This is a genomic window from Miltoncostaea marina, assembly GCF_018141525.1.
Lineage (GTDB): Bacteria > Actinomycetota > Thermoleophilia > Miltoncostaeales > Miltoncostaeaceae > Miltoncostaea > Miltoncostaea marina.
On sequence record NZ_CP064655.1, the window covers coordinates 2673083 to 2695380 of the forward strand.

A 22298-nucleotide genomic window follows, 5' to 3' on the forward strand; every position below is an offset into this window, starting at 1 on the left:
GCCACTGCGTCCGCGACGAGGCGGTGCGCCCCCTGCCGCTCAGACGAACTTGCGGACGATCAGGTAGCCGAACTCCTGGTCGACGACGGACTCCACCTCGGGCAGCTCGTGCCCCGGCAGGAGGACGAAGAGGTCGGGGTCGCGGTGGATCGCCTCGTAGCGGCTCGGCTCCAGGCGGATGCGCCGCCGGCAGTCGACGTCGGAGCACTCGCAGAAGAAGCCGAAGGGCTCGTCCGGGTCCTCGTCGTGGGCCTCGCGGACCTCGGCCAGCCGGTCCTTCATCGCGCGGTTGAGGCGCTCCATGAAGTCCTCGTTCTCGCGCAGGCGGCGCGGCGAGGCGGGCGGCTGATGCGGCGGCGTGGTCGTCACGATGCGGGGACCCTACGCCAGGGCGGGGCGCCGACGCGAGCCCCGACGACCGATCCGGGCCGGCGGCGTCGGCGCGAGGCCGGATCGGTCATCGGCGCACCCGGTAGCGCAGGTGGAGCACCCGGTCGCCCCGGATCGCGACGTCGGGGTCCTCCAGCAAATGCCGCGCGTCGAGCGAGCCGAAGTAGCGCTTGCCGGACCCGAGCACCACGGGCGCGACGTCCATGGCGACCTCGTCGACGAGCCCCGCGGCCAGCATCTGACCGCCGACCTCGCCGGCGGCGACCTCGACCGTGCGGTCGCCCGCGAGCTCCTGCGCCGTGGCCATGGCCGCCTCGATGCCGTCGGCGAAGCGGAACGGCGCGTCGGGGGGCCAGCCGTCGGGCGCCGGCCGGTGCGACACGACGACCACGTGATCGATCCCGCTCGGCGGCGTGCCGCCCCAGCCGTCCGTCAGGTCGAAGACGTGACGGCCGGCGATCGTCACGGCGATCCGGTCCCAGTAGGCCCGGGTGTGGTCGTAGGACGCCTGCGACACCATCAGCTGCCCGGTCTCGTCGAGCGCGACGTCGCCGCTCGTCAGCCAGTCGAACAGCGGCCCGGGCCGGTCGTCCTCGTCCGCGATGAAGCCGTCCACCGAGACCGTGCCGTACATGACCACCGTGCCCATGGGCGCTCACTCCTCTGTCCGGGAGGCGTCATCCTGACGTGCCGGGACCGGCACGTCTCGCGGGGGATCGATCGGGCCGTCAGCGGGGACGGGGACGCCGACTCGGCGCGCGTCCGCCCCCCCGGCCCACCCGAGCCGCGGGCGCGTGGCGTCGGGCCCTCCCGCGACGCTGGCCGGCGGTCCGCTCCACGTGCTGGAGCACGACGGGATCGTCCCGATGCCGACGATGGGCGCGCTCGGCCGGCAGGATGATCGTCGTCGACGCGCCGGTGCTGAGGGCGCCGGGGACCGCCGGCGGTGGCCCCGACGGGCGGCCGGCGTCGCCGGGCGCGGCGCGCCAGGGTGCCGGAGTCGTCCGACCCCTGGCGCGCGGGCTCCTCAGCAGCAGCCGCAAGCCTCACATGGGCAGCCCTCAGCGCACTGGCAGTCGTTCATCGCTCACCCCCCTTCGCTCGCGCGGTGACAGGGATCATCGTGCGCGCCGCGACCGGCCTCAGCGCTCGCAGCAGCCGTCGGCGCAACCGTCGGCCGTCGCGGCAGCGGGGACGGGATCGCCCACGCAGCAGCCCTCGCCGCGCCACGCCTCGAGGCCCTCCTTGACCGCGACGCCTGCGATCAGCAGGCCGACCGCCGGGTCGAGCCACCAGGCTCCGAGGGCCATGTTGCCGACCAGCCCGATCAGCAGCGCGCCCGCGAGGTAGGCGCAGAGCATGTTCTGGCGCCCCTCGCCCTTGGTGGCCGCCGAGCCGAGCCGGTCGGCCAGGCGCTCCTTGGCGACGCCGAGGTAGGGCATCACGACCAGGCTGAGCGCCGACAGGGCGATGCCGAGCGCGCTGGCGTCGGGCCGCTCGCCCGTCACGAGCGCCTGCACCGACTCGAAGCCGACGTAGGGCGCGAGCACGAAGAACTGGATCGCCACCAGCTTCTGGGCGCGCGTCTCGGCGGCCTCCGAGACGACCCGGTGGCCGGTGAAGCGCCAGACGATGATCGCCGAGGCGAGGCCCTCGATCGCCGAGTCGAGGCCGAAGCCGACGAGCGCGACCGAGCCGGCCATCACGCCCGCGACGATCGCGATCGCGCCCTCGGCGGTCATGTAGGCGAGGCTCACCCACGACAGCAGCCGCACCCGGGCCGCCAGGCGAAGGCGCTCGGCGTCCCCGAGCCGCGGGGCGGCGGGAGCGAGGAGCGTCGTCACGCGCCCACCCGCGCGGGCACGACGGCCTCCAGCAGCGCGCGGCCGGCCTCGGTCAGCGAGTAGAGCACCATCTTGCCCTCGCGCCGCGAACCCGCGAGGCCCGCGAGCCGAAGCGCCCGGGCATGGTGGGAGACGAGCTTGTCGGAGCGCCCGACCACCCAGCCGAGGTCGCAGACGCAGAGCTCTCCCCCGTCACGCAGCGCCAGCGCGACCGCGAGGCGCGTCGGATCCCCGAGCGCCTTGGCTCGCTCGGCGGCCGTGGCGAGCGCCGCCGCATCGGGTTGACCGGCGCGCACCCGCTCCGCCTTCGGCAGATCCAGGCAGAGCAGCTCGCAGGCGTCAGGCTCGATCGGCACGGCTTCATACTAACGCTCATTGGAACGTTGGTTCCGCCGCCGCGATCGCCCGGGGCGTGGTGCGCGGCGAGTCGGTCGCGGCCCGCGAGGCCGCCCGCTCGGGTACCCGCCGCGACATCCAGCCCGGACGCATGGCCATGGACGACGACGAGCTCACGGTCACGGACGCCGGCCATGCGTGGGTCGAGCGCCAGCTCGCCCGGGAATGGAGGCGCCCGCGAGTAGCGCGACGACGGGTGCGGTACCGGCCCTCGGGCGATGGCCGCGAAGGCGATCGACTGGATGCGGATCAGCCACCGGCCGGCCGGCTCGGCGGCGGACCGCTGCGCGACGCGCCCGCCGTGCCGATGCCCGCGCCGCCGCCGAAGGAGCTCTCGGACGAGGCCGCCAGGGCGAAGGAGCGCCGCGAGGTGGCGGTCCTCTGGCCGCATGGCGGCGAGAGGGCCGCCACCTACCGAGCACGCGAATCCCCCGCGGTGTCGCGGGGGATCCGCCGCGCCTGCGTTCCGCGCCAGACGGCTGCGGGCCAGCGGCAGGGCCGGCCACGGCGGCCGGATCGCCCTCTGCGGGGCAGTTTCAAGCCTTCGCGGCCGCCGGGCGGACGGCCCTCCCGTCTTCGCTCGTTCCTGGAGCACTTCGCGGGACGGCTGGTGATGATGAGGGGAGCCGTCCAAGCGGCCTGGTCGACCGGCCCCCGGGCCCGCTCAGGCCGACAGCGCCACCGAGCTGCAACGGCTTCCGTCACCGTGACATGCGGCTCGTGCGCGACGGCCCGCTGCTGCTCGGACCACCCATGTGTCCGCGCCTGGCCCCGGCCCCGACCGGCCCACGCCCGCGGAAGGCCGGCGCCATCGTCGGTCGCGCTCAGGACGCCGGCGGATCGACGGTGAACCCGAGCATCATTCCGCCCTCGTGGTGCTCGGCGATGTGGCAGTGGGCCATCCAGATCCCAGGGTTGGTGACCTCCAGGAGGATGTCGACCGTCGCTCCGGTGCGCACGAGCACGGTGTCGCTCCACACGAGGTTCGGCTCGACCGCCCCGTCGCGGGTCAGAACCAGGAAGCGCCCGGCCCCGTGGATATGGAACGGGTGGTGCATCGGGTGGTCCGAGTCCATCTCGTTCACCAGCCGGATCTTCACGCGATCACCGACCCGGAACCGCCAGTCGATCTCCGCGTTCCGCGCGCCCGTGTCGCGGTCGACCAGCATCCATCGCATGGTGGCCGGCGTGGTCATCCGGTTGACCTCGACCATGTCGTCCTCCCACTCGATGCCGCGGCCCGCCTCGTGCGAGTGGCCCCCGGCGTGCGGCTCATGGGCCGGCGCGTCGCGCGCCGGGTGCGCATGGTGGCCGTGTTCGGCCGCGTGGTGCGCCGTATGGTCATCAGCCTCGCGCGCCGCGGTGCCCGGCGCCGAGTGGCCGCCATGGTCGGCTCCCGTGGTCGCCTCGGCGACGAGGGCCGCCGGCACGAGACGCATGCCGCACTCCGGGCACCGGCCCGGCTCGCCGCGCACGACCTCGGGGTGCATCGGGCAGACGTAGAGGGCGTCGCCCGACGCCGGCTCGCCCATGTCCATCTCGGCCACGAACGAGAGCGTCTTGTCGGGCTCGGCGCTCAGCACGGGGACGAGGCGCTCGCGCTCGGCCACAAGCTCGGGATCGGTCCGCAGCGTCCAGAACCGCTCACGGTGCGACGATCTGAGCGCTCCGCCGCCCACCGTGATGCCGGCGAGCCGGTAGGTGCGGTCAGGGGTGCGGTGCTCGAGCGCCAGCTCCCCGGGCGCCTCGAACAGGACGTCGACGACCGCCCGCTCCGAGGGCGCGAGGACGACCGACTCGACGATCTCCTCGCGCTCGCAGCGGCCGCTGTCGCCGCCCACCAGCTTCATCCGCGCGCCGGGGAGGGCGAGGTTGAAGACGCGGGTGTTGGCGGTGTTGGTGAGATAGAGGCGCACGACCTCGCCGGGACGGGCGGCGAGCGACAGGTCGGTCTCTCCGCCGACCAACATCACGTCGCCGAACCGGCCCATCGCGGTGAACGTCGTCTCGGAGCGGCTGAAGGGAGCGACCCGGTCGCCCTCCAGCAGGACGTCGTCCAGGGTGAGCAGCAGCTCGCGATCGACGGGCGGCCAGTAGTCCGGATCCGACGGGACCACCAGGATGTTGCCGTAGAGGCCGAGCTCCTGGCCGTAGTCCTCGCGGATGTGCGGGTGATACCAGTAGACCCCGGGGTCTGGGAAGGTCACGCGGCAGGTGAAGCCGCCGCCCACCGGGATGGGCTCCTGCGTCTCGTGGGTCCCGTCCGAGCGCCAGTCGAGGCGCAGGCCGTGCCAGTGGACGGTCGACTCCAGGTCGCCATCGTTCACGACCGTGACGATCGCCTCCGAGCCCTGCGGGACCTTCAGCGTCGGCCCCGGGATCGAGCCGTTGTAGGCGAGCATCCGGACCGTCCGGTCGCCCAGGCGCTTCGCCACCGGGGCGATGCGCAGCTCGAGGGCGTCGCCGTCGACGAGCTCCACGACGGCCGGCGAGCCGGCCTCCGGCAGGCCGGAGGCATCGCTCGGGAACGCGTCCGGCGCCCCGCCCGCGCGGCTCATCAGAGCCGGTCCGGCGACGAGGCGATGATCACGACCCTGCGCTCCTTCGGTCACCCGCACGTGCGACGATATCCCGGTGGCGCGGGCCCGCGCCAGCAGGCACGCCGCAGGCTCCGGGCCGCCCGGAGTGCCGGGCTGCCCGGAGCCTGCGGGAGGCCGTCAGCGTGCGGCGACCTCCCTCAGCGGCTCGGCGGCGGAGGCCGGCTCCTCCCGCGCGGGGGGCGCCGGCCGTGGGCGGCGCAGGAGCGCGAGCGCGGCCAGCGCCGCGACACCGGCGATCACCGCCGCCCCGATCAGGGCCGCCTGGAACCCGTCGGTCATGGCGACCGGGTCCCCGAGCTGGTCGGCGCCGAAGCCCGCGGCGAGCGCCGTCATGGCCGCCAGGCCCAGCGCGGAGCCCACCTGGTAGGTGGTGTTGAAGATGCCCGACGCGAGCCCCGCCTCCTGCGGCGCGGCGCCCGACAGCGCCGCGATCATCACCGGGATGTAGGCGAGCGACATCCCGACGGCCGCGACCAGGCTGGCGGGCAGCACGTCGGCGAGGAAGCCGCCGCCGACCGGCACCCGCGAGAGCCACCCGACCCCGGCCGCCAGCACCGCGAGCCCGACCGCCGAGACCGGCACGAAGCCGAAGCGGGTCACCAGGCGGCCGGTCGCGCCGACCATGAGGAGCATGATCGCCGCGGTCATGGGCAGGAGCGCCGCGCCGGCCTCGAAGGCGCCGTAGCCGAGCACCTGCTGCAGGTAGAGGTTGAGGAAGAACCACATGGGGATCCACGCGGCGCCCAGCAGCGCGGCCACCAGGTTGGCCGCTGACAGGTTCGGCGCGCGGAAGATCGCGAGCCGCACGAGGGGGTCGCGCCGGCGCGACTGCATGACCACGAAGGCGGCCAGCAGCGCGGCCGCGCCGGCCAGGGAGCCGAGCGTCTGGGCGGAGGACCAGCCGTCCTCGGGGGCCCGCACGACGCCGAACACCGCCAGCGAGATGGCGCCGGTGACGGCGACGGCCCCGGGCAGGTCGATCCGACCGCGGCGAGCCACCGCGGCGGGCAGCAGGCGGGTGCTCACGGCCAGCGCCACGAGCCCGACCGGCACGTTGACCAGGAACACCCAGCGCCAGTCCGCCCACTCGGTCAGGACGCCCCCGAGGAAGACGCCCGCGGTGCCGCCGGCCGGGGCGGCCGCCCCGTAGACGGCGAGGGCGCGGGTCAGCTCGCGCGGGTCGTGCGCGAAGAGACCCATGAGCAGGGCGAGGGCACTCGGCGCGATGAGCGCGGCACCGACACCCTGGAGCGCGCGCCCCGTGACCTCGAGCGCCGGGCCGCCGGCCAGGCCGGCAAGGATCGAGGCGCCCGTCAGCACGAACCAGCCGGCCATGAAGACGCGCCGCGCGCCGAGCAGATCGGCGAGGCGGCCGCCGAGCAGCAGCAGCCCACCCAGCGCGATCACGTAGGCGTTGAAGACCCAGGAGAGCCCGCTCTGTGAGAAGCCGAGCTCGCGCTGAATCTCGGGAAGGGCCACCCCGATGATGGAGGTGTCCATGATCACCATGAACTGAGCGGCCGCGATGAGCATCAGCGCCCACCAGCGGCTTGGGGTTCGGTTCGTCGGTCTCATCTCGCTCATCTCCATTCAGTAGAAGCGCCGACTGACGGCGCGCTCACCTGTCGTCATACTGGGGGGGAGTACCTTCCACGCGGACTTTCCGTTACTCCCCGGGGGTATGTCAAGCCCTCGTGTGGGTCGGGCGGCGCGCCACTCGAGTGCGCGGCGTGTCCATCCGGCCCCTCGCGGCTCGTTGTCACCGCGGTCGTCACGGGCCTGCTGGCGCTCCATCTGAACCCGATCGTGGGCACGGCCGACGTCGCCCGCTCGCCGTCGGCGTCGGCCACGTACTCCGGCGACCCCGGGGGCGGCTCCTGGTGTGTGCCTCGGCGGCGCTCGTCGCGCTCACCGCCGCGACGGCGCTGTCCATGGTCGGGTCCGCCGGGCGGACCCGGTGGGGACGGCGGGCGGGCGGGCGGGCCATCGCCGAGCCCGACGAGCGCGCCGACCGCGCCCGAGCCCCACATCGCACGAGTGGGGCGTTCCTACCTCAGGGCTGACGGTCCCCGGTGGTCCGAGCGGCCGGCGAGGCCCGAGGCCTTCACGACGTCGCCCGTCTGGGGTGCGTTCACGTACTCGCCGCCACCGATGCAAGTGCCCATGTGGCCGAGGTCGGGGCGGAAGAAGACCGGGTCGCCGGGCGCGAGCTGTCCCGACGGCACGCGCGGGAAGGCGTTCGAGATCGCGCCCGTGAAGTGCGGGACGCTCGTGCCGATCCGGGCGTACGCCCACGAGGGGAGGCCGCTGCAGTCGAACCCTGGGGCGATGACGCGCCGCCCCATACGCACGGGACACGCAGCTGCGTCATCGCGATCTGCGCGGCGCGGGCGTTGCCCGACCCGCCCGGCGCGGGCGCGGCGAGCCGCCCGGGCTCCTGCGACGGCGCGGCGACGGAGGGAGCGGGAGCGGCCGGCTCGGAGGCGGCGTCCGGTGCCGGCGATGACCGCTCGCCGGCGCCCGTCGGCCTGGTCTGTGCCGCCTGCGAGCGGCGCGCGATCGCCGCCTTGGCCGCCGCCCCCCGGGCACGGCGGCGCCCCTCGGCGGGGATCAGCCCGCGCAGATCCTCGCCGGCGCCCTCCAGGACGGCCTGGCGCTCCGCGAGCAGCTGCTCGATCCGGGCCGTCTCGCGCTCGCGGCTCTCAACCGCCTGCGCCGCCGATCGCGGTCCTGCTCGAGCTGCTCGCGAAGCTGCACGAGACGGGGCTTCTGCTCGCGCACGGCCGCCCGCGACCCGCCCGCCCCGCTGCGCCACGCGGTGGAGCACGTCCAGCTGATCGACCACCGCGGTGACGCTCCCGCCGGCGACGAGCACCTCGATCAGGCTCGGCTCCGGGCTGGCATCGGGGCTGCGCAGGCGCGTGGAGAGCGCCACCCGAGAGGCGGCGAAGCGCTTCGTCGTGGCGGCGGCCTGCGCCCCGGTCGCCCGCGATCCGGGCGTTCACCCGGCCGAGGTGCCAGCGGGCGTCGTTGTACGGCTGGGCCGCTGACCCACACGATCAGCTCGCTCGGTTCCGGCGCGCCTTCCACCCGGCCCACGGACGCGGACTCGCGTCCGGCGCGCCCTTGAACGATTCGCGAGAAGGCTCGAAGGCTCGTGATGGAGGATGACGGGCTCGAACCGACGACCTCCTGCTTGCAAAGCAGGCGCTCTCCCAGCTGAGCTAATCCCCCGGGCAGGGACCTACGGTAGCATCGGCCGCCCCGCGACCCCCCTGCTCGTGGAGGAGCCCGTGAGCACAGCGCACTCCGGCGACCCGTTCGGCCCCGCCTACCGGCTGCTGGACGAGATCGCCATGAAGCACTACGAGATGGCGCAGCTCATCGCGGGGTACAAGGAGGTCATCGAGCGGCTCGAGGAGCGGGCCGACCCCGGCGACCTGCGTCTCGCCCGCTCGCTGCCCGGCGCTCGGTACATCGTCGCCGAGACCTACGTGCGGGAGGCCTGGCTGAAGGTCGACGCCCAGATCGCGGCGCTCTTCCCGCCCGAGGACGCTCAGGCGTAGAGCGCCCGCAGCGCCGCCCCGAGGTCGGGGTGGCGGAAGCGGTAGCCGGCGGCCAGGGCCGCGCGCGGGACGGCGCGCTGGCCGTCGAGCGCGAGCGTGGCGGCCTCGCCCAGGGCCAGGCGGATCGGCAGCGCGGGCGCGGGGATGACCGCGGGGCGCCGCAGCACGCGGCCGAGCTCGGCGGCGAAGTCGCGCTGGCGCACCGGGTTCGGGGCCGCGCCGACGAGCGGCCCCTCCAGGTCGGGGCGGTCGAGGGCCAGGCGGAACAGCCCTGACTCGTCGTCGACGTGGATCCAGGGGATCCACTGACGTCCTCCGCCGACGGCGCCGGCGGCGAGGAACCGGACCGGCAGGGCGAGCAACGGCAGCGCGCCGCCCTCCCGGGCGAGCACGATGCCCGTGCGCACGAGCATCACCCGCGCGCCGTGCTCGCGGGCGCGCAGGGCCTCGCGCTCCCAGGCGACGCAGGCGCGGGCCAGGAAGTCGTCGCCCGGCGGGGTGCGCTCGTCGACCTCCTCGTCGCCGCGCGGCCCGTAGTAGCCGACGGCGCTGGCGTTGACGAGCACTCGCGGCGCGCCGTCGGCGGCCAGCGCGTCGACGAGCAGGCGGGTGGTACCCGTGCGGCTGCCGGTGATGAGCCGCTTGCGGGCGGCGGTCCAGCGGTGGCCGCCGATGGGCGCGCCCGCCAGGTTGACCACGGCGTCGCAGCCGTCGAGGGCGCCGGCCGGCACCGGGCCGGTCGCGGGATCCCACCGCACGTCGCGGGCGCCGGCGATGCCGGCGGCCCCGGCGCGCGAGAGGGCGACGACCTCGTCGCCGCGCGCGAGCAGGTCCGCGGCGAGGCGCCGGCCGATCAGGCCGGCGGCGCCGACCACCGCGACCCTCACGCGCTCACCCGGGCCGGCGTCCGTGGGCGATCGGGCGCAGGTCCGACCGTACGAGCTCGAGCAGCAGCTCGGCGGAGGCCCCCGGCGGCGGCGCGGCCCGCCCCATGAGCACGCCGCCGAAGCCCTCGCGGCGCAGCCGCATGCGCAGGCGTGCCAGTGCGGGCTCGCTGTTGGGCCCGTCGGCGTCGGCGAGCAGCAGCAGCAGGCCGTCGTCGCCGTCGCGCCAGACGCCGTCGCCGGCGCGCAGGGTGCGCCGCACGAGCGATGCCAGCGCGTCGATGGCGCCGTCGGCCGGCGCGGGCAGGGCCACGGCCACGACCGTCATGGGCCGGCGGGTGCGGCGGGCGGCGTCGAGCGCGTGCTCGACGGAGCGACCGACGGACGCGGGATCGGGCGGTCCCAGGACGCCGGGCGACGGCGCGACGGCGGGGGGCCTGGGGGGCCGGGCGTCGCTGCGGCGGCGTCGCGGTCCGGAGATCGCCATGCCTGAGCTTAGACCTCCGCGGCCGGGTCGGGGGGCTCGCCGTGCCCGTAGGGGCGCGAGGCGGCCGGGTGGCGGGCGAGGACGGCCTCGATCTCCCGCTCCTCGTCGGCCGTCAGCGGCGCGCCGGCGAGGGCGACGTTGGCGCGGGCCTGCTCGGCGGAGCGGGCGCCGATGATCGCCGAGGTGACCTCCGGGCGCCGCAGCACCCAGGCCACGGCCAGCTCGGCCACGCCGCCGGGCCGCCCCGAGGCGCCCGCCAGCGCGGTCAGCTCCTCCACGACGGCGATGCGCTCGGGGAAGGCGTCGTCGGCGAACAGCTCGCTGGATGCCCGCCAGTCGTCGGCCGCGAAGCGGGTGGCGGCGGTCATCTTGCCGGTGAGCAGCCCGTGCGCGAGCGGCCCGTAGGCGATCACGCCCACGCCGTGCTCCCGGCACCACGGCAGCTCGGCGGCCTCGATCTCGCGCCTCATGAGGTGGTAGCCGGGCTGGTAGGAGTCGATCTGCGCGACGGCGCCCGCCGCCTCGAGATCGGCCAGGTGGTAGTTGGAGACGCCGATCGCGCGGATCTTGCCCTCGCGGCGCATGTCGAGGAGTGCGCCGATGGTCTCCTCGGCGGGCACGCCCGAGACCGGCCAGTGCACCTGGTAGAGGTCGACGGAGTCCATGCCGAGCGCGCGCAGGCTGCGCTCCAGCGACGTGCGCAGGTAGTCGGCCGACGCCTCGCGCCAGATCCGCAGGCCGCCCTCGCCGAGCTCCCAGGCGACGCCGCCCTTCGTCGCCACGATCACCTCGTCGCGGCGCTCGCGCACGACCGCGCCCACGATCCGCTCGGCGCGGCCCTGCCCGTAGATGTCGGCCGTGTCGATCCAGTTGACGCCCGCGTCGAGCGCGGCGTGGCAGGCCGCCGCGGAGTCCGCGTCGTCGGCGCCGCCCCAGCGGCCGCCGAACACCCACGTGCCGAGCCCGATGACCGAGAGCTCCAGGTCCGTCCCGCCGAGTCGCCGCCGCTCCATCGCGCCCTCCCTGTCAGGACCCGTCGGGCGCCGTGGGGGTCAGCGCCAGCAGCAGGCCGCCGTCGTCGTCGTAGGCGGGGAAGACGTCGGCGACCGCCGGGATGTCCTCCGCCGAGCCGTTGAACCGGTAGGTGCACGGCACCTGCAGCACGCGCACGCCCCACTCGAGGCTGCGCGCGACGGGGTCCCCGTCCGGGAACCCGCCCAGCCCCAGCCGCGCGGACAGCTCGTGTCCGAGCAGGTCGGCCTCGTCGTAGCCGGTCACGGCGAACGCCGAGTGGCCGGCCACGAGGATGCGCCGCTCCCGGTCGCACACGATCAGCGCGGTCCGCGGGCTCGCGTAGTAGTCCTCGAGCAGCTCGAACGCGAAGCCGAACCCGCACCGCGAGCAACCCCGCGGCTGGTGGCGGACGTTCCGCTCGCTGCCGCGCTCGCGGTAGGCGCACCGGGGGCACAGGAAGACGGGCACGCACGGATGCTACCGCCGCCCCCCGCGCGCCCGCAGGCCGCCCGCGCGCCGGTCAAGACGGCGCCCCGCGCTGCCGACACATGAGCTGCACGGGACGATCCGACGGAGTGGATTGGTGTGAGCACGGGCAGGACGGGCCCGGGGGGCCGGCATGGACGCCGCATCGCCGGCGTCGTCGCGGCGGTCGCGGGCGCGCTGGCGCTCGTCGTCACCTGCGGCGGGGCGGCCGCGGCCCCCACCCCGGCGCTGGAGGCGCGGCTCGCCGCGGCGGCGCCCGACGCGCGCATCGCCGTCATCGCGACGATGGAGCGCCAGGTCGACGGCGAGGCCTACGAGGGCCGGCCGGCCGTGCTGCTGCGCGCCCTGCGGCGCGCGGCGGACGGCAGCCGCGCCGCGGTCGCCGACGAGGTCGAGGGGCCCGTGCGGGCGTTCTGGCTCGTCAACGCGCTCGCCTTCAGCGGGACCCCGGACGAGATCCGCGCCGTCGCCGACGACCCGGCCGTGGCGTCGGTCGACCTCGACGTGCCGGTCACCCTCACGGACGCGGCGACCCGGGCGACGGCCCCCTTCCCCGATCCGGGCCCCGGCAGCTGGGGCGTCGCTGCCGTGCGCGCGCCCGAGGTGTGGCGGGCGTACGGCCTGCGCGGCGCCGGCGTGCGTGTCGGCGTCATCGACACCGGGCTGGACCCCGCCGCGCGCGAGGTGGCCGGCAAGGTGGTCGCCTGGCGCGACCTCGTCTCGGGCAGCCCGACGCCGGTCGACGACAACGGCCACGGCACGCACACGGCCGGCACGATCGCCGGCGGGCCGGCCGTCGGCGTGGCGCCCGAGGCGCGGCTGGTGGTGGCCCGCGCGATGGGCGCGAGCGGCGTCGGCTCGGGCAGCGCGCTGCTGGCCGCCGCCCAGTGGATGACCGACCCCGACGGCGACCCGGCCACGGCCGACCAGCCCGACGTGATCTCCAACTCGTGGTCGGCGTCGGTCGCCAACGACACCTGGTTCCGCCCGATGATCCGGCGCTGGATCGAGCTCGGCATCGTCCCCGTCTTCGCCGCCGGCAACGCCGGCCCCGGGGCCGGGTCGATCGCGAGCCCGGCCGGCTACCCCGAGGCGATCGCCGTCGGCGCGCTCGACGCCGACGGCTCCGTGCCGGCCTTCTCGGCCCGCGGGCCGATCGTCTGGGCGAACCCCGACGGGCTCGGGCCGGCTGCCGGCACCCCGCTGGCCAAGCCCGACCTGGCGGCGCCCGGGGTGGCGATCACCTCCACCGTGGGCGCCGGCTACCTCGCCTACACGGGCACGTCGATGGCGGCGCCCCACGTGGCGGGCGTGGCCGCGCTGGTGCTGCAGGCCGACCCGTCGCGCCCGCCCGCCGCGGTCGCCGACCTGCTGCGCGCCGGCGCGGTGGACGTGGGCGCGCCGGGCGTGGACCCCGCCTCCGGCGCGGGCCGCGTCGACGCGGTGCGCTCGGTGCAGGCCGCGCTCGCCCCGGCGCCGGACGCGCGCTTCACGAGCACGCCGGGCGCACTGACCAACGCCCGCGCGCTGACCTACGGCGTCGCGCTGTCGGGCGGGGCGGTCGCGTACCGCACGCGGGTCGACGGCGGGCCGTGGAGCGCGCCCACCGCGGCGCCCGCCGTCGCGCTCGCCGTGCCGGAGGGGCGTCACGTGGTGGAGGCGCAGGCCATCGACGCGGCCGGCGCCGCCGGCCCGGTGCCCGCCCGCCACGCGGTGACCGTCGACCGCACCGCGCCGCGGGTGGCGATCCGCCTCGCCCGCCGGGGCACGGCGGCCGTCTTCACCGGGCGGGTGCGCGGGGCGCAGCGCTCCACGGTGCGCTGGAGCTTCGGCGAGGGCCGCGTCGCGCGCGGCGTGCGCGTGACGCGGCGCTTCGCCGAGTCGCGGCCCGTGCGCGTGGTGCTGACCGCCCGCGACCGGGCCGGCAACGTCGCCTACGCGTCCCGCCGGTTTCGGCCGCGCGCGGCCACCGCGGTGCGCGCCCTGCGCGTGAGCCGCAGCGTGCCCCGCGGCGTACGCGGCGTCACCGTGCGGGGCCGCGTGGTGCGGGGCGCCCGCCTGCGGGCCACGCTGCGACCGGTGCGCGCGCAGGCCGCGGCCGCCGCGGCCGAGGGCCTGGCCGCCTCGTTCGCGCCCGCCCGCCTCGGCCCGGGCGTGGCGCGGCGCGCGGTGGTGCGGCCGCGCGCGTCGGCGTTCCGCATCGTGCTGCCGACCCGCCGCGCGCGCCCCGGGACCTACGTGCTCGAGCTGCGCTCGATCGAGCGGGGCCGCGCGACGGGCGGCCTGGCGCTCACCCGCCGGGTGGTCGTCCGGTAGCGGCGTCCTAGACGGGCGGGTGGCACGGGCGGCGTCCCGGTGCCCTACGCTGCCGCGTCGTGAACTGGTTCGAGGCGATCGTCCTCGGGCTCGCGCAGGGGCTCACCGAGTTCCTGCCGATCTCGAGCACCGGCCACCTGCGCATCATCCCGGCCTTCGCGGGCTGGGACGATCCCGGCGCGATGTTCACCGCCGTCGTGCAGCTCGGCACGATGCTGGCGGTCGTCATCTACTTCTGGCAGGACCTGCAGCGCATCACCCGCGTCTGGCTGCGCAGCTTCCGCGACCGCGACGCCCGCGACGAGCTGGACGCGCGCATGGGCTGGTACATCACGATCGCCACGGTCCCGATCGTGATCTTCGGCTTCATCTTCCGCGACCAGATCGAGACCGGCGCCCGCAACCTGTACCTGATCGGCACGGTGCTCATCGTGCTCGGCCTCGTCCTGCTGCTGGCCGAGGCCGTCGGCACGCGCACCCGCAGGCTCGAGGACGTCACGCGTGCGGACGCGATCTGGGTGGGACTGGCTCAGGCCATGGCGCTCGTGCCGGGCACCTCGCGCTCCGGCGCCACCATCACGGCCGGCCTGTTCCTGGGGATGGAGCGCGGCGCCGCCGCGCGCTTCTCGTTCCTGCTGTCGATCCCGGCGGTCGTGCTGAGCGGCCTCTACGGCCTGACCGACCTCATCGCGAGCGACGACGACGTGAGCTTCGGCGCGCTGGCGATCGCGATCGTGGTCGCGTTCGTCTCGGGCTACGCGTCGATCGCGTTCCTGCTGCGCTGGCTCGCCAACCACTCCACGGCGATCTTCGTGATCTACCGGGTGGTGCTCGGCGCGGCCGTCATCGCCCTGGCCGCCTCGGGGACCATCTCCTGACGGCCCGCCGGGCCGCGAGGGGCGTCCCTACCGGACGCGCGGCTCGACGACCTCGAACTCGCCGACCAGATCGACCAGCTCGAGGACGCGCGTGACGGCGTCCGAGGGCCGCGCGATCGCGAACCCGCGGCCGGCGTCGGCGCAGGTCTGGCGCGCCTCCAGCAGCGAGCGCAGCCCCGACGAGTCCATGAACCCGACCGCGCCCAGGTCCAGCACGACGGGCGCCTCACCCTCGGCCGGCAGCGCGGCGAGCAGGAGCGGCGCGCCGACGAGGTCCAGCTCCCCCTCGGCGACGATCAGCACCCGATCGCCGTCCTCGCGCGCGGTGGCGCGGAACGTGCCTGTGCGGTCGTCGGACATCGCGGGCGAGACTAGCAAGCGCCGCCGCGGCCGGCGGCCGCGGCACCCCAAATCGTGCAAGATGTCCCCACGTCGCGCCCGTGGGCGCCCACCGAGCCAGGATCGTGTGATGACCGCAGGTCCCAGCATCGGCGCCGCCGAGCGCGAGCGCCTCATCGTCGAGCACCTGCCGCTCGTGCGGGGCCTCGCCCGGCGCTACGCGGACCGGGGCGAGCCGCTCGACGACCTGGTGCAGGTGGGCACGATCGGGCTCATCAAGGCCATCGACCGCTTCGAGCCCGAGCGCGGGTACAAGCTGGCCAGCTTCGCGACGCCCACCATCCTCGGCGAGATCCGGCGGCACTTCCGCGACCGCTCCTGGACCGTCCGCGTGCCGCGCGGCATCCAGGAGGCCCGCGCGCAGATCTCGCACGCGGTCACCGAGCTCTCCGCCGAGAACGGACGCAGCCCGTCCGTGCGCGAGATCTCCGAGGCGACGGGCCTGTCGATGGACGACGTGCTCGACGCGCTCGCGGCCGGCAGCGCCCAGCGGCCCGCCCCGCTCGCCTCGCCGGGCGGCGCGGACGGCGATGAGGACGTCGGCATCTCGGTCGGCGTCGAGGACGGGGGCTACGAGCAGGCGGAGGCCCGGGCGACGCTCGACCTGGGCCTGTCGAAGCTGCCGGCGCGCGAGCGGGTCATCCTCCACCTGCGCTTCGAGGAGGGCCTCACCCAGTCGCAGATCGCGGCGCGCATCGGCGTCTCGCAGATGCACGTCTCACGGCTCATCCGGCGGGCGCTGGAGGCGCTGCGCGAGAGCGCCGGCGACCCCGATCCGGACCTGCCCGCCCCCGAGGAGGACGCGTGACGCGCCCCTGCGTTTCGCCCCCGGCCGCCGCGGGAACCGGCATGGCAGCCCGCGGCCGGCTCCGCTCCCGCCACGTCTCAGGGGGGCGCGGGTAGAGTGCGGCCGCCGACGCCACCGGAACCCCGAACCCCGAGCCGAGAGAGCGGCGACACCGTGACCTCCCAGCACGCCGACGTGGAGCTGCTCCTGCCGGCCGAGCCCGAGAGCGTGGGCCTGGCGCGGCAGATGGTGCGCGGCATCCTCGACTCGCTCGACTGGAGCGAGGAGAGCCGTACCGACATCTCGATCGCGGTGACCGAGGCGTGCACCAACTCGGTGCTGCACGCCTACCCCGAGGGCGCCGAGGACCTGGGCTTCGAGGTGCACGCCTGGGTGGAGCCCGAGCGGCTCGTGGTCGCGGTGCGCGATCAGGGCCGGGGCATCTCGCCCAAGGCCCCCTCCGCGGCCGCCGGCCTGGGGCTCGGGCTGCCGCTCATCCTGGCGATCGGCGACGAGGTCGCGTTCACCTCGAACGACGGCGTGACAGAGGTCCGCATGACGTTCTCCCCGACCTCGCGCCAGGCGACGCCGTGAGCCGGGGCTCCGCGGGACGCCTGCTGCTGCGCAGCCATGACCTGCGCGAGTCGGTGCTCGAGCGCGTGGTGGCCGCCCTCGCCGCGCGGGCGGACCTGCCGATCGACCGGGTCGCCGACGCGCAGCTCGTGGCCGCCGCCATCGTCGCCGCCACGGCAGACTCAGGCGTCGAGCCGCTGTCCGTCGGCCTGGACGCCCGCGACGACGCGGTGGGCCTGGAGGTGGGGCCGCTCGCACCCGGCGAGGCCGCCCGTGTGGTCGCCGACAGTGCCGTGCCGGGCGTCGGCCCGGTGCTCGAGCGCCTCGTCGACGGCTGGAGCGTCGACCGCTGCGGAGACGGCAACGAGGTCCTGCGCCTGACGATCGGGGCGGGCGCGCCGGCGACCCAGTAGCGCGCGGGGCGGTGCGACGGGGGCTGCTCATCGGCGCCGCCCTCGCCGCCCTGCTCGCCGCGCTGCCGGACCGCCGCCGCCCGGCGCCCCCGGCGGCGCCCCCCGCGCCCCCTGCGGCCGCCGGCCCTGCGGCCCCCCCGGCGCCCGCCGCCCCCGCCACGCGGTGGGCCGGCGCGCGGGAGGTCCTCGTCACCGCCGTGCGCCGGGGGCTGAAGGGCAACGTCACCGACGTCGCCGCCTCGCTCGCCTACTACGCCTTTCTGGCGGTCCCGGCCACCCTGCTCGTGGCCGTGGGCCTCTTCGGCCTGTTCGCCGGCCCGGGCACCATCCGCGGCCTGCTCGACCGCGTGGAGGGCGTCGTGCCCGAGGAGGCCATCAGACTGATCGACGACACCCTCACCCGCGTCGTGGAGAACTCCGGCGGCGGCCTCGGCCTGGCGGTCCTGGGCCTGGCGCTGGCGCTCTGGACCTCCAGCGGCGCGATGTCGGCGCTCGTGCGCGGCCTCAACCGCGTGCACGGCCGCCCGGAGGACCGGCCCTTCGCCCGTCAGCGGCTGACCGCGCTCGCGCTGCTCGGCTTCGTGATGCTCGCCGTGGTGGTCTCGTTCGGCCTGCTCGTGCTGGGCGCGCCGCTGTCCCGCTGGCTCGGCGAGGAGCTCGGCGCCGAGACGCTCGTCGGCTGGCTCTGGTGGGGCGCCCAGTGGCCGATCCTGGCCGGCGCCCTGCTGGTGGCCGTTGCGGGCATCCTGCGCGCCGGCCCGGCGGGGCGGCCCAACCCGCCCCGGGCCGTGACGGCCGGGGCGGGCGTGGCGGTCGCCATCTGGATCGTCGCCTCGGCCGGCTTCTCGGTCTACGTGAGCCGGTTCGGGTCGTACGGCGCCGCGTGGGGGTCGCTCTCGGCGGTGATCGTGATGCTGACCTGGCTGTGGCTCACGGGCCTCGCGCTGCTGCTGGGCGCCGAGGTCGAGGCCGAGGTGACCCGCCGCGCGGCCCGCGAGGCGGTCAGTCCGTGAGCGCCGAGCCGCCCTGGGCGTCGACGACCTCGCGGAAGCGGTCGTAGGCGGGCTTGGCCGAGCCGTCCTCGCGCATCAGCCCCGCGGGCCAGTTCGCGTTGTCCTGGAGGTTGAACCACACCACCGCGCGGATGCGCTCCGTGCGCAGCTGGGGCAGCGAGTAGATCTGCTCGAGGTAGTCGGCCTGCTCCTCCTCGGTGACGGCGGTCTGGCGGTACGGGGTCAGCGAGGTCGTGTATCCCGCCTCGGTGATGTACAGCGGCAGGCCGGGCCGGAAGCGGTCGAGCTCGTCGAGGAAGCGGCCGATGCTGCTCCAGCTCGGGATGACCTCCGTCTGCACCTCGGGCGGCTGCGCCGGGTAGACGTGCTGCGAGTAGGCGTCGAGCGGGATGTCGCGGGCCGCGAGCCCGTTGGCCCAGTCGACCGCGCTCATGCCGGTGTCGCTGGTGCTGCTGCGCGGCCCGCCCACGCCGGCGATGACGAGCGCGTCGGCGTTGGCCTCCTTGATGGGCCGGTAGGCGGCCTCGACCATCGCGGCGTACTCGTCGAGGCGCACGTCGTGGTCGACGTCCTCGGCGCCCGGCTCCTGCCCCCGCGGGATGAAGAAGCCGGACAGGTTGGGCTCGTTCCAGATCTCGAAGCGGCGCACCTCGGGCAGCGGGGCGCCGCCCGGCGACTCGTAGCCGCCCGCGTACCGGGTGGCGACGGCCGCCATGAAGTCGCCGAAGGCGCCGGGGTCGGGGGCGACGACGTTGAAGCGCCCGTTCTCCGGCCAGACCCGCCCGCCGGAGGCCCAGGGCGGGGTGTGGTAGACGGAGACGATCGGCGTGATGCCGCGCTCGGCGAGCCCCAGCATGATGAGGTCGGCCCGCGACCAGTCGTAGGCCGGGTCGGAGGGGTCGCGCGGGTCGTCCGGCCGGGACGGGGCGATGTCGCCCCAGAAGAGGTCGACGCGGGTGGTGGTGACGCCGGTCTCGGCGATCAGGTCGAGGCGGTCCGGGATCGCCTCGATCGGGTCGACCGGCAGGTGGTCGTCCTGCACGGCCGCGACGGCCCCGATGGGGGCCGTGTCGTCGCCGCCCGCGACGACCACGGCCGCCACGACGGCCGCGACGGCGAGCGCCACCACGACGAGCCCGATCACCACGCTGCGCCTGCTCCCCATGCTCCCTCCGGATCGGTGGACGGTCAGCCCGCCACACTAGAAGACCGCCGGCCCGGGCCCCCGTCCGGCCGGTCGGGGCGACCCGTGGGCGCGCGGGTCAGCGGCCCGGCGCCACCCGCAGCCAGCCGCGCGCGGAGGCCCCGGAGGGGTCCGTCGCGCTGAAGCGGACGACCACGGCGGCCCGGCGGCCCGCGGCCAGCCGCACGATCATGCGCCCGCGCCGCACGACGGCGGTCGCCGCGCGGGCCGGCGGGCGGCCGGTGATGCGCACCCGCACCCGGTCGCCGTCGGCGTCGGCGGCCAGCCGGCGCAGCGGGACCGCGGCGCGACCGCGCCGGGCGCGCACCGTGCGCCCGACCGTGACGGGCGCGACGTTGCCCGCGCGCTCCAGCGCGCCCACGGTCGCGTCGCCGAGCACGACGCCGCCGGCCGGACGGCGCGGGTCGGCCGGGCGGGCGCCGACCACGACCGGCTGGTCGTCGGGCGGCGCCGTCGCGCGCAGCGCGACCGGCGCGTCCCCGCCGAAGAGCTGCACCCAGCGCATGCGGCCGTCGGCGCCGCGCACCGCGCCCACGCCGACCGCCGAGTAGCCCGGCTGGAGCATGTTCTCGCGGTGCCCGGGCGAGGCGGCCCAGGCCGCCATCACGGCGTCGGCGTCGGCGTGCCCCTCGGCGATGTTCTCGCCGACCGACGACGACGTGTCGCCGCAGTCGCGCGCGCGGTCGCCGGGCCCGCGCCCGGTGTCCGGGTCGCGGTGGTCGAGGTAGCCGCCGGCCGCCATGTGGCCCGCCTTCCACTCGGCGGCCCGGGTGAGCGCGCCCGAGTGCCCCAGCGGCGCGAGCCCGTGCTCGGCACGCAGGCGGTCGAGCCGGTCGAGGACCTCGCCGGCGAGGTCGGCCCGGGCCTCGCCCCACGTCGCGGGGACCGCGTCGCACGGGCCGGCCGCCTGCGCGCGCGCCGGGGACGACGCGACGACGGACGCGCCGAGCGCCGCCACCGCGGCCAGGCACGCCGCTGCGGGGACGATCGCGCGCCGGCGGGGCATGCCGGGCGAGGGAGGCACCCCAGGGACCGTACCGGCGCGGCGGCGCGCCCGCCAGCCCTACATGCCGGCGCGGGCGTCCTCGGGCGCGACGGCCGTCTCCCACGGCGGGCGCCGGGGCGAGGGGTCGCCGGGCAGCCGGTACGACCAGGCGGGGTGGCCCGTCGTGCCGCCGGCCCAGCGGTGGAGGTCGCCCACGAGGCGCGCCAGGTCGCCCGGCTCGTCGAGCACGCCGGGCTCCATCGGCTCGGCGGCGAAGGCGACCACCCGGCCGGCCCCGACCGGCCGCACGATCGCCGCCGGGGCGCCGTCGAGGTAGCGCGCGAGCACCGCCGCCCCCCCGGGCACCGCGGCGAAGGCCCGTCGCGGCGCCCCGTCGAGGGGGATGCTCAGCAGGTCGTCCGGCGCGCCGCCGCCGAGGGCGCCGGGCGCCACCTCGAGGATCGAGCCGCGCCGCGCGCCGCCGAGCGGGGCGCCGATCAGCTGGTCGCGCACCGCCCGCAGGGAGGCGCCGCGCGGGGTGCGGGTGAAGGCGTCGGGGTCGGTCACCACGAGCGTGCCGCCCGCGCGCACCCAGGCGGCCAGCCGGGCCGCCACGCCGGCGTCGAGCGTGTCGGCGCGCGGCAGCCAGACGGTGCGCGCCGCCGCCAGGCGGGCGGGCTCGCGCGCCAGGCGGGTGTCCGCCTCGAACGAGAAGGCGCCGCCCGCCAGCTCGCCGAGGAGCGCGTACGTCGTGTAGAGCTGGTCGCCGCTCGTGCGGTAGCGGACGCCGCCGGTGCGGTGGGGCTGGGCCTGCCCCTCGGCGGCGGTCGCGTAGAGCACCAGGTGCTCGGGGTCGGCCGGCGGCGCGGGCAGGCGGGCGCCGCGGACCGCACGGGCCACGTCGAGCATCGCCGCGTAGCGGCGCGGGGCCGTGAACCGCGGGTTGTCCGAGGCGAAGAACGAGAGGTCGGTGGCGCCCGCGCGCAGCGCCTGGGCCGACCAGGCCCACAGGTCGCCCGGCTGCGGCGCGTAGCGCGAGTACGGGAACGCCTGCACCACGATCCGCACCCGCTTGCCGGTCAGGTCGTGGAGCAGCTTGGCCGCGAACCCCGGGTTGTAGCGGCCGCGCCCCGAGCGGTCGCGCTCGGCGTAGCTCACGTAGGGGTCGGCCTCGACCACGTCGGCAAAGCCCGCCAGGCGCGTGTAGTCCCAGGGGATGAAGCCGTCGATGAACCCGTAGTCGTTGGGGCTCACGACCGCGCCGGGGTCGAGCCGGCGGATGAGGGCCGCCTGCTCGCGCTTCATCGCGAGGAAGCGCGCGCCCGACCACCGCGACCACGCCAGCCAGCGCAGCCCCTCGCGGACGCCGCGGCTGGGGCGGCTCGTGGGGTCCGGCAGGGCGAGGCCGGTGGCCCGGCGGAAGTCGCGCGCCAGCCTGCGGCCGAAGGGCGTGCTGCGCGCGCGCCCGCGCGGCAGCACGGTGACCGGCTCGTCGCTGCCGGTGTAGAAGTTGACGTAGGGCGCGCCGCGCAGCCGCGGCACGATGCGCCGGATCTCGCGCAGCGCCGAGCGCCGGTAGGCCGGGTCGAGCAGCGACAGCCGCCGCGTGTGCGCCTCGGTGGTGGGGTCGGCCACCACCGCCCCGCCCCGGTCGAGCGCGCGCCGGGCCGCCCAGACCTCGACGTTCACGTCCCAGCGCAGCCCGGTCTGCCGGAACGCCCGGGCGAAGCGGGCCGGCGTGCGCCAGCCGTCGGGCTCGCGGGGGTGCAGCGGCAGCGGCGGGAACGGCAGCGCGCTGACGCCGCTGAACCACAGGCCCGCCCGTCCCGACTCGTCGAGGATGCCGTCGACGATCCGGTACCAGCGGCGCGGCGCGATGACCGGCGCGCGGCGCGGGTTCCACCGCGGGTGCTCGTTCTGGTTGAGCTCGTGGCTCCAGGTTGCGACCGTCCCGGCCGGCCGGTCGCCGGTGGCCGGGGCGGCGGTGGCGGTGGCGGCCGTCGCGAGCAGGACGACGAGCGCGGCGGCTGGGAGGCGGAGTCGGCGCACGGGCCCCGGGATGA

The 22298-nt window shown here is 76.5% G+C and carries 23 protein-coding genes and 1 tRNA gene; 8 read left to right on the forward strand and 16 right to left on the reverse strand.

Annotated elements, in window-relative coordinates; all coding sequences use genetic code 11:
* Positions 1-39: 39 nt before the first annotated feature.
* From ITJ85_RS13530 to ITJ85_RS13560, 7 genes are all read right to left on the reverse strand, one after another.
* Positions 40-369: a hypothetical protein gene (locus ITJ85_RS13530; RefSeq protein ID WP_217913634.1), complete on the reverse strand. Its 330-nt coding sequence runs from the start codon at positions 367-369 to the stop codon at positions 40-42.
* An 88-nt stretch (positions 370-457) separates the two neighbouring features.
* On the reverse strand, positions 458-1039 hold the full coding sequence (locus ITJ85_RS13535) for a dihydrofolate reductase family protein (RefSeq protein ID WP_217913635.1): 582 nt from the start codon (positions 1037-1039) through the stop codon (positions 458-460).
* Positions 1040-1532: 493 nt separating this feature from the next.
* A complete protein-coding gene (locus tag ITJ85_RS13540; protein ID WP_217913636.1) occupies positions 1533-2234 on the reverse strand; it encodes a cation efflux transmembrane domain-containing protein in 702 nt (233 codons plus the stop codon).
* Positions 2231-2584, reverse strand: a complete 354-nt coding sequence (locus ITJ85_RS13545) for an ArsR/SmtB family transcription factor (protein ID WP_343233027.1) — start codon at positions 2582-2584, stop codon at positions 2231-2233. The genes ITJ85_RS13540 and ITJ85_RS13545 overlap by 4 nt, the downstream gene beginning before the upstream one ends.
* An 870-nt stretch (positions 2585-3454) precedes the next feature.
* Complete coding sequence (locus tag ITJ85_RS13550) at positions 3455-5188, reverse strand: multicopper oxidase family protein (RefSeq protein ID WP_217913638.1); 1734 nt, start codon at positions 5186-5188, stop codon at positions 3455-3457.
* A 159-nt stretch (positions 5189-5347) separates the two neighbouring features.
* On the reverse strand, positions 5348-6805 hold the full coding sequence (locus ITJ85_RS13555) for an MFS transporter (RefSeq protein ID WP_425517120.1): 1458 nt from the start codon (positions 6803-6805) through the stop codon (positions 5348-5350).
* A gap of 473 nt (positions 6806-7278) precedes the next feature.
* A complete protein-coding gene (locus tag ITJ85_RS13560) occupies positions 7279-7575 on the reverse strand; it encodes a C40 family peptidase (RefSeq protein WP_217913640.1) in 297 nt (98 codons plus the stop codon).
* 504 nt (positions 7576-8079) lie between these two features.
* On the opposite strand from ITJ85_RS13560, the gene ITJ85_RS13565 reads away from it, so the two are divergent.
* The gene (locus ITJ85_RS13565) at positions 8080-8280 is read left to right on the forward strand and encodes a hypothetical protein (protein WP_217913641.1); all 201 of its coding nucleotides are present in this window, start codon (positions 8080-8082) and stop codon (positions 8278-8280) included.
* 111 nt (positions 8281-8391) lie between these two features.
* Here ITJ85_RS13565 and ITJ85_RS13570 read toward each other — a convergent pair.
* A tRNA-Ala gene (locus ITJ85_RS13570) sits at positions 8392-8464 on the reverse strand.
* A 59-nt stretch (positions 8465-8523) separates the two neighbouring features.
* Here ITJ85_RS13570 and ITJ85_RS13575 point away from each other — a divergent pair.
* Entirely contained in the window at positions 8524-8796 is a 273-nt protein-coding gene (locus ITJ85_RS13575) for a hypothetical protein (protein WP_217913642.1), read from the forward strand.
* Here ITJ85_RS13575 and ITJ85_RS13580 read toward each other — a convergent pair.
* The 4 genes from ITJ85_RS13580 to ITJ85_RS13595 form a co-directional block, all read right to left on the reverse strand.
* Positions 8787-9683 (reverse strand): TIGR01777 family oxidoreductase, encoded by an 897-nt coding sequence (locus ITJ85_RS13580; protein WP_217913643.1) that lies wholly within the window; start codon positions 9681-9683, stop codon positions 8787-8789. The genes ITJ85_RS13575 and ITJ85_RS13580 overlap by 10 nt on opposite strands.
* 4 nt (positions 9684-9687) lie before the next feature.
* Positions 9688-10008: a hypothetical protein gene (locus tag ITJ85_RS13585; RefSeq protein ID WP_217913644.1), complete on the reverse strand. Its 321-nt coding sequence runs from the start codon at positions 10006-10008 to the stop codon at positions 9688-9690.
* A 167-nt stretch (positions 10009-10175) separates the two neighbouring features.
* Positions 10176-11180 (reverse strand): aldo/keto reductase, encoded by a 1005-nt coding sequence (locus ITJ85_RS13590; protein WP_217913645.1) that lies wholly within the window; start codon positions 11178-11180, stop codon positions 10176-10178.
* A 13-nt stretch (positions 11181-11193) separates the two neighbouring features.
* Positions 11194-11649 carry a PAS domain-containing protein gene (locus tag ITJ85_RS13595; RefSeq protein ID WP_217913646.1) on the reverse strand — a complete coding sequence of 152 codons (456 nt, stop codon included), beginning with the start codon at positions 11647-11649 and terminating at the stop codon, positions 11194-11196.
* Positions 11650-11766: 117 nt separating this feature from the next.
* Here ITJ85_RS13595 and ITJ85_RS13600 point away from each other — a divergent pair, with 117 nt between their 5' ends.
* Together ITJ85_RS13600 and ITJ85_RS13605 are read left to right on the forward strand one after the other, a co-directional pair.
* Positions 11767-13983: a S8 family peptidase gene (locus tag ITJ85_RS13600; protein WP_217913647.1), complete on the forward strand. Its 2217-nt coding sequence runs from the start codon at positions 11767-11769 to the stop codon at positions 13981-13983.
* Positions 13984-14042: 59 nt separating this feature from the next.
* Complete coding sequence (locus tag ITJ85_RS13605; RefSeq protein ID WP_217913648.1) at positions 14043-14861, forward strand: undecaprenyl-diphosphate phosphatase; 819 nt, start codon at positions 14043-14045, stop codon at positions 14859-14861.
* A gap of 27 nt (positions 14862-14888) precedes the next feature.
* Here the strand turns inward: ITJ85_RS13605 and ITJ85_RS13610 are convergent, their stop codons facing one another.
* Entirely contained in the window at positions 14889-15221 is a 333-nt protein-coding gene (locus ITJ85_RS13610; protein ID WP_217913649.1) for an STAS domain-containing protein, read from the reverse strand.
* A 109-nt stretch (positions 15222-15330) separates the two neighbouring features.
* Between ITJ85_RS13610 and ITJ85_RS13615 the strand changes: the two genes are divergently transcribed.
* From ITJ85_RS13615 to ITJ85_RS13630, 4 genes are all read left to right on the forward strand, one after another.
* Entirely contained in the window at positions 15331-16068 is a 738-nt protein-coding gene (locus ITJ85_RS13615; RefSeq protein ID WP_217913650.1) for a SigB/SigF/SigG family RNA polymerase sigma factor, read from the forward strand.
* Between the two features lie 153 nt (positions 16069-16221).
* Positions 16222-16641, forward strand: a complete 420-nt coding sequence (locus ITJ85_RS13620; RefSeq protein ID WP_217913651.1) for an ATP-binding protein — start codon at positions 16222-16224, stop codon at positions 16639-16641.
* Positions 16638-17033 (forward strand): hypothetical protein, encoded by a 396-nt coding sequence (locus tag ITJ85_RS13625; protein WP_217913652.1) that lies wholly within the window; start codon positions 16638-16640, stop codon positions 17031-17033. The genes ITJ85_RS13620 and ITJ85_RS13625 overlap by 4 nt, the downstream gene beginning before the upstream one ends.
* 11 nt (positions 17034-17044) lie before the next feature.
* A complete protein-coding gene (locus ITJ85_RS13630; protein WP_217913653.1) occupies positions 17045-18046 on the forward strand; it encodes a YihY/virulence factor BrkB family protein in 1002 nt (333 codons plus the stop codon).
* On the opposite strand, the gene ITJ85_RS13635 is transcribed toward ITJ85_RS13630, so the two are convergent.
* From ITJ85_RS13635 to ITJ85_RS13645, 3 genes are all read right to left on the reverse strand, one after another.
* Positions 18036-19211 (reverse strand): GH39 family glycosyl hydrolase, encoded by a 1176-nt coding sequence (locus ITJ85_RS13635; RefSeq protein ID WP_217913654.1) that lies wholly within the window; start codon positions 19209-19211, stop codon positions 18036-18038. The two genes, ITJ85_RS13630 and ITJ85_RS13635, sit on opposite strands and share 11 nt — an antisense overlap.
* Positions 19212-19308: 97 nt before the next feature.
* The gene (locus tag ITJ85_RS13640) at positions 19309-20274 is read right to left on the reverse strand and encodes a CAP domain-containing protein (protein ID WP_217913655.1); all 966 of its coding nucleotides are present in this window, start codon (positions 20272-20274) and stop codon (positions 19309-19311) included.
* Positions 20275-20313: 39 nt separating this feature from the next.
* Positions 20314-22284 (reverse strand): beta-galactosidase, encoded by a 1971-nt coding sequence (locus tag ITJ85_RS13645; RefSeq protein WP_217913656.1) that lies wholly within the window; start codon positions 22282-22284, stop codon positions 20314-20316.
* Between the last annotated feature and the right edge of the window lie 14 nt (positions 22285-22298).

Coding starts and splice junctions, on each gene's coding strand:
- ITJ85_RS13555 (WP_425517120.1), bottom strand. CDS start 6,805: ATGAGACCGACGAACCGAACCCCAAGCCGCTGGTGGGCGCTGATGCTC.
- ITJ85_RS13610 (WP_217913649.1), bottom strand. CDS start 15,221: ATGTCCGACGACCGCACAGGCACGTTCCGCGCCACCGCGCGCGAGGAC.
- ITJ85_RS13635 (WP_217913654.1), bottom strand. CDS start 19,211: ATGGGGAGCAGGCGCAGCGTGGTGATCGGGCTCGTCGTGGTGGCGCTC.
- ITJ85_RS13550 (WP_217913638.1), bottom strand. CDS start 5,188: ATGAGCCGCGCGGGCGGGGCGCCGGACGCGTTCCCGAGCGATGCCTCC.
- ITJ85_RS13560 (WP_217913640.1), bottom strand. CDS start 7,575: ATGGGGCGGCGCGTCATCGCCCCAGGGTTCGACTGCAGCGGCCTCCCC.
- ITJ85_RS13615 (WP_217913650.1), top strand. CDS start 15,331: ATGACCGCAGGTCCCAGCATCGGCGCCGCCGAGCGCGAGCGCCTCATC.
- ITJ85_RS13590 (WP_217913645.1), bottom strand. CDS start 11,180: ATGGAGCGGCGGCGACTCGGCGGGACGGACCTGGAGCTCTCGGTCATC.
- ITJ85_RS13535 (WP_217913635.1), bottom strand. CDS start 1,039: ATGGGCACGGTGGTCATGTACGGCACGGTCTCGGTGGACGGCTTCATC.
- ITJ85_RS13585 (WP_217913644.1), bottom strand. CDS start 10,008: ATGACGGTCGTGGCCGTGGCCCTGCCCGCGCCGGCCGACGGCGCCATC.